General features: G+C 41.0%; 11 protein-coding genes and 1 other RNA gene. 9 read left to right on the top strand and 3 right to left on the bottom strand.

The window, feature by feature from the left end:
* Positions 1-146: 146 nt before the first annotated feature.
* From ffs to K6V43_RS08550, 9 genes are all read left to right on the top strand, one after another.
* Positions 147-240: signal recognition particle sRNA small type (gene ffs, locus K6V43_RS08590), an RNA gene on the top strand.
* 327 nt (positions 241-567) lie between these two features.
* Positions 568-1110 carry a hypothetical protein gene (locus K6V43_RS08585; RefSeq protein WP_222382635.1) on the top strand — a complete coding sequence of 181 codons (543 nt, stop codon included), beginning with the start codon at positions 568-570 and terminating at the stop codon, positions 1108-1110.
* 81 nt (positions 1111-1191) lie between these two features.
* On the top strand, positions 1192-2541 hold the full coding sequence (locus tag K6V43_RS08580) for a glucose-6-phosphate isomerase (protein WP_024391565.1): 1350 nt from the start codon (positions 1192-1194) through the stop codon (positions 2539-2541).
* Between the two features lie 65 nt (positions 2542-2606).
* Entirely contained in the window at positions 2607-3347 is a 741-nt protein-coding gene (locus K6V43_RS08575; protein ID WP_024404228.1) for a metallophosphoesterase, read from the top strand.
* Positions 3348-3451: 104 nt separating this feature from the next.
* Positions 3452-4084, top strand: a complete 633-nt coding sequence (locus K6V43_RS08570) for a DUF4352 domain-containing protein (RefSeq protein ID WP_024404089.1) — start codon at positions 3452-3454, stop codon at positions 4082-4084.
* A gap of 225 nt (positions 4085-4309) precedes the next feature.
* Positions 4310-5008: a 2,3,4,5-tetrahydropyridine-2,6-dicarboxylate N-acetyltransferase gene (dapD, locus tag K6V43_RS08565; RefSeq protein ID WP_013730634.1), complete on the top strand. Its 699-nt coding sequence runs from the start codon at positions 4310-4312 to the stop codon at positions 5006-5008.
* Between the two features lie 11 nt (positions 5009-5019).
* Positions 5020-6147 carry an N-acetyldiaminopimelate deacetylase gene (locus K6V43_RS08560; protein ID WP_222382634.1) on the top strand — a complete coding sequence of 376 codons (1128 nt, stop codon included), beginning with the start codon at positions 5020-5022 and terminating at the stop codon, positions 6145-6147.
* A 41-nt stretch (positions 6148-6188) separates the two neighbouring features.
* Entirely contained in the window at positions 6189-6731 is a 543-nt protein-coding gene (locus K6V43_RS08555) for a 5-formyltetrahydrofolate cyclo-ligase (protein ID WP_222382633.1), read from the top strand.
* On the top strand, positions 6715-7392 hold the full coding sequence (locus tag K6V43_RS08550; RefSeq protein WP_222382632.1) for a rhomboid family intramembrane serine protease: 678 nt from the start codon (positions 6715-6717) through the stop codon (positions 7390-7392). The genes K6V43_RS08555 and K6V43_RS08550 overlap by 17 nt, the downstream gene beginning before the upstream one ends.
* A 98-nt stretch (positions 7393-7490) precedes the next feature.
* Here the strand turns inward: K6V43_RS08550 and K6V43_RS08545 are convergent, their stop codons facing one another.
* The 3 genes from K6V43_RS08545 to K6V43_RS08535 all read right to left on the bottom strand — a co-directional run bounded on the left by K6V43_RS08545 (position 7491) and on the right by K6V43_RS08535 (position 10899).
* Complete coding sequence (locus K6V43_RS08545; RefSeq protein ID WP_496108339.1) at positions 7491-8870, bottom strand: MFS transporter; 1380 nt, start codon at positions 8868-8870, stop codon at positions 7491-7493.
* Positions 8871-8940: 70 nt separating this feature from the next.
* Positions 8941-9840, bottom strand: coding sequence for a UTP--glucose-1-phosphate uridylyltransferase GalU (gene galU / locus K6V43_RS08540; protein WP_024404093.1), 900 nt, complete (start codon positions 9838-9840; stop codon positions 8941-8943).
* Between the two features lie 39 nt (positions 9841-9879).
* A complete protein-coding gene (locus tag K6V43_RS08535) occupies positions 9880-10899 on the bottom strand; it encodes an NAD(P)H-dependent glycerol-3-phosphate dehydrogenase (protein WP_222382631.1) in 1020 nt (339 codons plus the stop codon).
* Positions 10900-11026 lie beyond the last annotated feature (127 nt).

The following is an 11026-nucleotide window of genomic DNA, read 5'->3' as shown; positions in this document are numbered from 1 at the left end:
TCAATCCATCAGTGGAGGAAAATTCTTGAGTTTAAGAGAGTTAAACCAAATATTTTTGTCAGAAAAAGGAGCGCGTTTTGAAAAATACAACAAAGGGAATGATTCTAATCGACTCTCCACTTGCACTCTAGTCAAATTGTGTTATAATAATAAACGGAGCAACATTCGTGCGTGAAGCGGGTCAGGGGAGGAATCCAGCAGCCCTAAGCGAATTCGAGTGTGTGCTCTTTTTGTGTATAGTCTAAAAACCCTTTGAAATCAAGCTTTCGGAGGGTTTTCTTTGGCTTATTTTTAGAAATAGGGGCAAAATAGGGGCAGTCAAATCAAACCACGAACGAAAGTAGCCAAGCTACAATAACCCAACTCATAACGAAAAGAATAAAAGTCAGGCACTGTCAGGGTGGAGGCGGTTTGAAGTATTCTTTGTCCCTTATTGTTCGAATTCTTTTTCATGGTCACATAACATGTCGTGTTTGAATTAATAACAGATGGCTCTGTTTTTCGAATATTATTAAGAAAACTTTTGGACTGCTCTGCTATTCTATTGAAAAAGAAGGAGGAAAGTCTATGTTTGTATTTGCCTTTCCAGGTATGGGGAAAACGACTCTTGCTAAGAAATATAGCAGTGTAGTGGACTTAGAAATGTCCGATATTAAATACGATAATAGTAGTGTACAGCATTTGAGTAAGGAAGAACGAAAATCAACGAGGCGTCCTTTAAAGGATAAGCGCTATAAAACAATCTATGTGGATAAAGCATATAGTCTCCACGAGGATGGAAAAGTTGTTTTAGTAGCACTGAATTTTTTAGCCAGAATGCTAGCTGCAATGATAGTACGTGGTGGGGTCTTGTTTCATATTTTCATTCCACATCCGTTTTTAAAAGAGGAATATCGCCAACGTTATATTTCTAGAGGAAACAACCAACGCTTTATCTTTGAGGTTATGTTTATTTGGTACATCGCTCTGATTCCACTGTATATGCTAGCTAAGCTATTTCCCTACTGGATTACTGTAACACACTCGGGAGAGACTCTAGAAGATTATTATAAATGTGAAAATTTCATAGAATTTTCAAGAAAACCAAAAGTTGCGCAAACCATTTCATGAAAATGAATGAAAATTGATAAATTCCTTGAAAAAAACCTGATAAAGCGTTATCATATTATGGTATACAAATGGAGGAAAAACATGACACATATTACATTTGATTATTCAAAAGTCTTAGGCCAATTTGTTGGTGCACAAGAAGTTGATTATATGCAACCACAGGTTACATTGGCTGACCAAATGCTTCGTCAAGGTACAGGTCCTGGTAGCGACTTTATTGGTTGGTTGGATTTGCCAGAAAACTATGACAAAGAAGAATTTGCTCGTATCAAGAAAGCTGCAGCTAAGATCCAAAATGAAAGTGAAGTTTTGGTGGTTATTGGTATCGGTGGTTCATACCTTGGTGCCAAAGCAGCGATTGACTTTTTAAGCAATTCTTTTGCTAATTTGCAAACTCGTGAAGAACGCAAAGCGCCACAAATCCTTTACGCTGGAAATTCTATCTCATCAAGCTACCTTGCTGACTTGGTTGACTACGTGGCAGATAAAGATTTCTCTGTTAACGTTATTTCTAAGTCAGGTACAACAACTGAGCCTGCGATTGCTTTCCGTGTCTTTAAAGAATTGCTTGTGAAAAAATACGGTCAAGAAGAAGCTAATAACCGTATCTATGCTACAACAGATAAAGCCAAAGGTGCTGTAAAAGTGGAAGCAGATGCAAATGGTTGGGAAACTTTTGTTGTTCCAGATAATGTTGGTGGACGCTTCTCAGTATTGACAGCAGTTGGACTTTTGCCAATCGCAGCATCTGGTGCAGATATTGACGCTCTTATGGAAGGTGCAAATGCTGCCCGTACGACATTCACATCTGATAAAATTGCTGAAAACCAAGCATACCAATATGCTGCAGTGCGTAATATTCTTTACAGAAAAGGTTATGTAACAGAAATCTTAGCTAACTACGAACCATCGCTTCAGTACTTCAGTGAATGGTGGAAACAGTTGGCTGGTGAATCAGAAGGTAAGGATCAAAAAGGTATCAATCCAACATCTGCAAACTTCTCAACAGACTTGCACTCTCTTGGACAATTTATCCAAGAAGGAAACCGCAACATCTTTGAAACAGTTGTTCGTGTTGACAAGCCTAGAAAAAATATTCTTATCCCTGAAATGGAAGAAGACCTTGATGGTCTTGGCTACTTGCAAGGAAAAGACGTTGACTTTGTAAACAAAAAAGCAACGGATGGTGTGCTTCTTGCTCACACAGATGGTGGCGTGCCAAACATGTTTGTGACTCTTCCACAACAAGATGAATTCACACTTGGTTACACCTTCTACTTCTTTGAATTGGCTATTGCTATTTCTGGTTACCTCAATGCGATCAACCCATTTGACCAACCAGGTGTAGAAGCCTACAAGAAAAATATGTTCGCTCTTCTTGGCAAACCAGGATTTGAAGAACTTGGTGCAGAATTAAACGCACGTTTGTAAGAAAACCAAACTGATCGGAAACGGTCAGTTTTTCTTTGCTTATTAAATGTGGTAGAATAGAGTCTATGAAAAATGAATTTTTTGTAGTGGGTGATATCCATGGAGAGTTTGGGCTCCTACTAGATATTTTAAAGAAATGGGATGAAGAACGACAACAGCTAATTTTTCTGGGAGATTTGATTGACCGTGGAGAAAATTCAAAGGCCTGTTTAGAACTGGTTTGGCAGTTGGTTTGCGAAAAGGAAGCTATTTGTCTAACAGGTAACCATGAACGTATGTTTTTAGCTTGGTTGCGGGATCCCTTGGAACGCTATGACCATTACCGGAGGAATGGAGGAGATACGACCATTAATTCTCTTCTTGGGCGTCCCTTGGATGCACCTGTGGATGGCTTAGTCGATGCCAATGCGGTGATGGAACAATACGAAGAATTGATCAACTTTGTCAAAACATGCCCTTACCATGTAGAAACCGAGCACTATATTTTCGTTCATGCGGGTGTGGATCTGACCTTGTCTGATTGGCGAGCAACAAACAACCATGATAAGGTATGGTTGCGCAAGCCCTTTCATGAGGCTAAAAATACAACAGGAAAGACCATTGTTTTTGGTCATACACCTGTGTATAGTCTTTATCAGACCAATCTCCGCATTAGTCAAATTTGGACTAGCCCAGATGGTAAAATGGGGATTGATGGCGGAGCTGTTTACGGCGGAGTTCTCCATGGGATTGTACTGGATAATATGGGCTTGGTGCAGGATTATATCGTCGGAGCTGTCAATCCGAGAAAAGAAATTGAAGATTAGATAATGATTGAAAATTAGGAGGTAAAACTTCTAATTTTTTATTTTTATACTTGACAATATATATATATATATATAATGGAGTTATCACTATTTAGGAGGCTCTTATGGCAAAGAAAATTAAAGATGAACATGGTAATGTTTATGTGCAAAAGAAACCATTTTACAAGCGAATTTGGTTTATTGTGTTGGTTGGATTGTTTGTGATTGGTGGGTTACAAAGTGTATTGGGTGGTGGAAGTAATTCCTCAACTTCTTCTAGCCAAACTACATCAACTACTACCCAAACTACAACCGAAGCATCAGCGAGTAGCTCGGAAGAACAAAAAGAAGCTACAACATACAGTATTGGACAGGAAGTTCCAGTTGGAGACGTTGTTTACCTTGTCAATTCAAAAGAGGTTACCACTAACGTAGGTGGAGAATTCGGTAAGACTGCTAACGGAGTCTTTCTAGTGCTGAATGTAACAGTGAAAAATAATGGTAAAGAAGCTATTACCGTAACGGATGATTTCTTTACCTTGTTAAAAGGTGATGTAGAGTATAAGTCTGATTCAACTGCGGGAATTTATGCTAACCAAGATGCAAAATTTTTCTTAACTGAAGTAAACCCAGAAAATTCTGTTACTGGTAATGTTGTCTTTGATATTACAGAAGAGACAGCAAACGACCCAAGTATTCAACTTAGAGTTCAAACAGGTTTTTGGGGAACGGAAACAGGCGTAATTAATCTTCAATAAAATTGAGTGAGGCTGGGCAAAAAATTCGAAATCTAACTAATATTGTTTAATTTTAATAAATAAGAAACCGCATGAAATCAACGTTTTTAGGCGAAAGATTTCATGCGGTTTTGTTTATTTTGGACTTTTTGCTCAGCTCCTTTTTCAATTTTTTATCTTTCTTCATAAAATTTTCTGAAAATTTTGATATAATAGAAAAAATATTATTTTTAGATTGGAATCATTATGACTGCACAAAAAATGACTGCACAAGAAATCATTGCCTTTATCGGTAATGCTGTGAAGAAGACAACTGTTAAAGTGACCTTTGAAGGTGAATTGGCTGGTCCTGTTCCTGCAGAAGTGACAAAACTTGGCAACGTCCTCTTCGGTGACTGGAAAGACGTCGAGCCACTTTTGACAAACTTGACTGAAAATGTAGACTACGTGGTTGAGCAAGACGGCCGCAATTCAGCTGTGCCCTTGTTGGACAAACGGAACATCAATGCTCGTATTGAACCAGGTGCGATTATTCGCGACCAAGTGACGATTGGCGATAATGCCGTTATCATGATGGGTGCAGTAATCAACATCGGTGCAGAAATCGGTCCAGGTACCATGATTGACATGGGTGCTATTCTCGGTGGCCGTGCAACGGTTGGTAAGAACAGCCATATCGGTGCAGGTGCGGTCCTTGCAGGTGTCATCGAGCCAGCTTCGGCTGAGCCAGTGCGTGTTGGCGACAATGTTTTGGTCGGTGCCAATGCCGTTGTTATCGAGGGCGTGCAAATCGGTAGTGGCTCTGTTGTCGCAGCGGGTGCCATTGTGACTCAAGATGTACCTGAAAATGTTGTGGTGGCAGGTGTGCCAGCCCGCATCATCAAGGAAATCGACGCTCAAACCCAACAAAAAACAGCCTTGGAAGAGGCTTTGCGGACACTCTAAGAGGTGTAGCTATGCTAGATTTAATCGCGACACGCCGGGCCCTCCACCAGATTCCAGAGCTGGGCATGGAGGAGTTCAAGACCCACGCCTTTCTTATGGAAACTATTGAGAACTTGCTGGAAGATTGCTCTTTTGCCCAAGTCCGTACATGGAAGACAGGTATCCTGGTCTATCTGACAGGTTCTGCACCTGAAAAGACCATTGGCTGGCGGGCAGATATTGACGGTCTGCCAATTGTGGAGGAAACGGGCCTGGACTTCAAGTCCCTCCACCCAGACCGTATGCATGCCTGTGGACATGATTTCCACATGACCATTGCCTTGGGGCTTTTGGAGAAAATGGCAGAGCAGCAACCGAAAAATAACCTACTCTTCTTGTTCCAGCCTGCGGAGGAAAATCTAGCGGGTGGCATGCTCATGTATGAAGCGGGGGCCTTTGGTGATTGGTTACCAGATGAATTTTATGGGCTCCATGTCCGACCAGACCTCAAAGTCGGTCAAATGGCTACCAACCGTGCGACCCTCTTTGCTGGGACTTGTGAAGTCAAGATACGGTTTACAGGAAAGGGTGGTCACGCAGCTTTTCCCCATACCGCCAATGACGCCTTGGTGGCAGCCAGCTACTTTGTGACTCAGGTTCAGTCAGTGGTGAGTCGAAATGTCGACCCAATCGAGGGAGCGGTAGTGACCTTCGGCTCCATGCACGCGGGAACAACCAACAATGTCATTGCTGAAACGGCCTTTCTGCATGGCACCATTCGGGCCTTGACCCAAAGTATGAGCCTCTTGGTGCAAAAACGAGTGCGTGAAATAGCAGAAGGGGTTGCCTTGTCCTTTGGAGTAGACTTGGACATCGAGCTCAATCCAAGTGGTTATCTGCCTGTGGAGAACAATCCCCAGCTGGCTGATGAACTGATGACTTATTTTGAACAAGTCGACGGCGTGGAAATGATTGCCTGTCCACCTGCCATGACGGGTGAAGACTTTGGCTACCTGCTCAACAAGGTTCCAGGTGTTATGTTCTGGTTGGGTGTGGATACGCCATATCCCCTTCACAATCCTCGTCTTAGTCCCAAAGAGGAAGTACTTCCCTTTGCTGTGGATAAGTTGAGCGATTTTTTGAAAATGAAAGCAAACTAGACTGGGTTTTCCAGTCTTTTTCTGAAAAGAAAGAGGTTTCTGTGGATAAAAAAGAAATTCGGAAAGAAGTGCTAGGGACTTTGCAAGGACTAACGAGTAGTCAACGAGCAAGATGGAGTCAGCAACTAACAGAAAGGCTCCTTTCCTCTGACACCTATAAGTGCTCAAAGTCGCTGGGGACCTATCTTTCTATGGGACATGAGTTCGATACTGGTTACTTAATTGAACAGGCTCAAAAGGATGGAAAATGCATTTTCATTCCTAAGACCTATTCACAAGGACGCATGGATTTTGTAGAATATAATCCTGATGATTTGGTTAAAACTAGGTTTGGAGTTTGGGAACCTGGGACTTATTCACAACCTGTGGATAAGTCTGTGGTTAACTGGATTCATGTCCCTGGATTGGCTTGGAATCAAGCAGGGTTTCGGGTTGGCTATGGGGCAGGGTTTTATGACCGTTACTTGTCAGATTATCAGGGGGAGACGGTATCGACCTTGGGCTCTTTCCAGTTATATGATTTTGAACACCAGACATTTGATATCCCAGTAAAGGAGTTGTTGATTTTTGAAGAATCTTTTTGATAAGCGCTACCCTGTGACCAATGGCTTGTTGGCAGTTACGGCTCTTGTTTTTCTATTTATACAAATATTTCGCTTTGGGCAGACCACTACAGCCTATACAATTTTTGAATTCGGTGGTATGTATGGGGAAGTAGTGCGTTATGATCCGACTCAGTTGTGGCGCTTGGTTTCGCCTGTTTTTGTCCACATTGGTTGGGAGCATTTTCTATTCAATGGTATTACTTTACTTGGTTTAGGGTATCAATTAGAAGGGCTTTTTGGGTCCCGGAGGTTCTTTCTTCTCTATCTATTATCTGGTATTATGGGGAACCTTTTTGTTCTCTTCTTTACACCAGATGTGGTTGGCGCAGGTGCGTCGACCTCGCTCTTTGGCCTATTTGCAGCCATGGCTCTTTTGAGAAAATTTAGTCGTAGCCCTTATTTACAAGTTCTTGGTCAGCGTTACATGCTTCTTCTAGGTCTGAACTTGGCATTAGGCCTTTTTACCCCATCCATTAGCATGGCGGGACATATTGGAGGAGCAATCGGTGGTTGTTTAGTCGTTATTTTTTTACCACCACTTACAGAGAAAAATTTATTTACTGGGAAACAGGTTTTTTACAGTTTCATTGGTTATTTGGCTTTGATTGCTTTGCTTCTGGGCGCATTCTATTTCATGTAAAAAAACTAGCGGATGCTAGTTTTTAAGAGAAGTCGTTAGAATTGTTTTCTGACGGCTTTTTCATATGAAGATAAAGAATTGTAACTATCCAATCTTTTTCAGAAATTTTTGCTGAGCTGTTGGAAGAGATTAATAAAGAAGAAGTAGATAATGACAACTAAGAATAGTTGTAGAGAGAAGACACGTTGGACTCCTTCAGTCAAATTTTGGCTACTATTTGCAAGGACAGAAGCAATAGCTGTTCCTAAAGCACCTGCAAATTGTTGCATCATTTGAAAAATAGCTGTGGCATCGGCTTTCTTTTCTTGAGGCAATGTGGATACTGAAACGGCCAGGGTATTGTTAAATGCCATGTTTCTTCCAAAGGTGAATACAATATAGGTTGCTGCCAAACTAAAGAGTGTCAATGTTTCAGTGAATAAGGCCATGATTGAAAGAGCTATGGTAAATAATGTATTCCCAATATATAGTGAAGGTTTTGGTCCTTTTAAATCATAGAATTTGCCAAAAACAGGGGCTAGAATGGCTCCCAAAAGAGTACCTGGTAGTAATGAGAATCCTGCTAGAGTGGAACTTGCCCCCTTCGCTTCAATTAAAAAGTTTGGAATAATAAAGTTTGAACCTAAATTAGCAAATTGATAAATAAAGAAGGGTATTAAACCAAGCCAAACGGTTGGTACTTTCAAGACACGAATATCAAGAAATGGTTTAGGAATAGTCAGACTTCGATGGATAAATGCGGCCAAGCTAAGGATGAATACAATTAAATATATCCAATTTATTTTACCTTCTTCTAGACTTGTAATTGCTAGAAGCGACGTACTTAGCGCAAGAGCTAACAGTATGAAGGACGAAATATCAAAAGGACGTCTCTCACCTTTTTGGCTATTTTCCATATAGAGATGATTTAGAACAAAACAGATAAGGGGGACGGGTAGGATAAAGATGAAAATCCATTGCCAGGGAAGGCGTGCAATCATAAAACCGCCATAGGTAGGGCCGAAAGCAGGGGCTAAACTCATAATCAGACCGCCAATCCCCATATAGGTTCCAATTTTTTGAGGAGGAATCCGTTCTAAAATGAGATTGAACATCAATGTCATTCCAATCCCAGTTCCTAATCCTTGTAAGGCGCGTCCTACGATCATGATGGAGAAGCTAGGGGTTGCAAATGCCAAGATTGTACCCGATGTGAACAGAAGGAGAGAGGCATTTAAAATAGTTTTTTCTTTAACATTTTGCTGCAAAGTAGCACTGACAGTCATTGATATTGCAACAGCTAAAAGGTAGATGGTTGTAATCCATTGGAGACTGGACAGTGACAAGTGATAAACTTTTTGTAGGGTAGGAAATGTCACATTCATACTCGTTTCTGAAAGGATACCTGCAAATCCTAGTAGAGCGGTGGCAACAATGGACATGGTTGTGTTTTTGGAAACAGTGTCATTCATTGGGAGAATCCTTCCATTTTTATTCATTAAAAAAGGGTAGCACGGAGTTGGCTACCACCTTTGCAATCCAATAGTGTTGACTATTTGGAAATTGACGTTATTTTTTTGGTTTATCTAACTGTTTACCTAATTCAATGAGGTATTGTTTCAAGTCGTCTTTAACCTGAGGATGTTGCAGAGCATAATCGATAGATGTTTTCATGAAACCGAACTTGTCACCAACGTCATAGCGTTTTCCGGTAAATTCGCGGGCAAATACACGTTGCGTTTTGTTTAGTGTATCAATAGCATCAGTCAGTTGAATCTCATTACCGGCACCTGGTTTTTGGTTTTCTAAAATTTCAAAGATTTCAGGTGTAAGTAAGTAACGACCGATGATAGCAAGATCAGAAGGAGCGTCTTCGGGTTTTGGTTTTTCCACAAATGTATCTACGCTGTATAGACCATTGATGCCTTCTCCATGTGGGGCAATGACACCGTAGGCAGCAACTTCTTCATGAGGGACAGGCATAACAGCAATCGTTGAAGCATGTGTTTTTTCATAGTCGTTCATGAGTTGTTTGGTTAATGGTATAGCTTTTGTATCTGTGATATCCATTAGGTCATCGCCCAGCATAACAACAAAAGGCTCGTTTCCAACAAAGGCCTTGGCTTGAAGAACTGCATCTCCGAGTCCACGTGGGTGGCTTTGACGAATGAAGTGTAGACGAATCCCTGTTGTTTCATCAACAAGTTTCAACAAATCATTCTTACCTTTTTCTTTAAGGTTGAATTCCAATTCAAAATTTGAATCGAAATGATCCTCGATAGAACGTTTTGATTTACCAGTTACTACTAAGATATCTTCAATACCAGAACGAAGGGCTTCTTCAACGATAAATTGAATAGTAGGTTTGTCTACAATCGGTAGCATTTCTTTTGCGAGTGCTTTTGTTGCTGGGAGGAAACGTGTTCCCAATCCTGCAGCAGGGATGACTGCTTTTCTAACTTTTTTCATAACGTATTTACTCCTTTTATATTTTATTTGTGTTTAAAATTATGAATGCCACTCATTTTCGTGTCGGAACTCACCGGTCATGATTTCCTTAATGGCATCTTCAATATTAGCTCCTTGGTAGATGACCTTGTAGATCGCTTGAGTAATTGGCATATAGACACCTAGTTCTTGTGCTAATTCATAGGCAGCTTTGGTTGTCGAAATTCCTTCGATAACCATTCCCATATTGCGTTCTACATCTTCGAGTTTTTCGCCGCGACCGAGCTGATCTCCAGCTCTCCAGTTGCGGGAGTGGACAGATGTACCGGTAACAATCAAATCACCAACACCAGAAAGACCGCTGTAAGTCAGAGGATTTGCGCCCATAGCAACGCCTAGACGTGTGATTTCAGTTAAACCACGGGCGATAATGGCAGCCTTGGCATTGTCCCCATAGCCCAAACCATGTAAGGCACCCGCACCAACTGCAATAATGTTTTTCAGAGCACCTGCTGTTTCTACACCAATGACATCATTATTCGTATAAAGGCGGAAGTAACGATTACTAAATAGGTTTTGAACGTAGGTGGCTACCTCCATGTCTTTTGATGCAGCAGAAATCAGTGTTAAATCACGAACGATTGTTTCTTCTGCATGGCTAGGACCGGATACAACTACGATTTCGGAACGAAGTTGTGCTGGAATTTCTTCTTCTAAAACCTCAGACAAACGTTTGTGACTATCAGGTTCCAATCCTTTAGAGGCATGCATGATAACGACTTTGTGCTTGAGCACTTGCGCCACTTGTTTGGCTACCAGTCGAGTTACCTTGGTTGGGACAACGAAAAGAACAGCATCAACTCCGTCAAGAGTCTCTGATAGGTCTTTGTATGCCTTAATTTTTTCATCTAGAACAATATCTTTAAAATATCGAGTATTCGTATGTTGTTCATTGATTTCATCAATTTGTTCGGAAATATTTCCCCAAATACGTACCTCATGTCCATTATCATTTAAGACTTGAGAGAGAGCTGTTCCCCATGATCCAGGACCAAGAACGGCAATTTTTTGTTTTTCCATGACCTCTCCTTGCATAGATTATTACTAATATTATATCACAAGTAGGTACATTCTCACAGAAAAATCATTGGCTGACTTTCATTCAATTGTTGTGCAATTATGGTGGTTCATTTGGGAGAGGTTCAAA

The sequence above is a fragment of the Streptococcus suis genome (assembly GCF_019794615.1).
Classification (GTDB): domain Bacteria; phylum Bacillota; class Bacilli; order Lactobacillales; family Streptococcaceae; genus Streptococcus; species Streptococcus suis_AI.
Note: the sequence above shows the minus strand (reverse complement) of the source record. Positions and strands in the feature narration are given on the sequence as shown.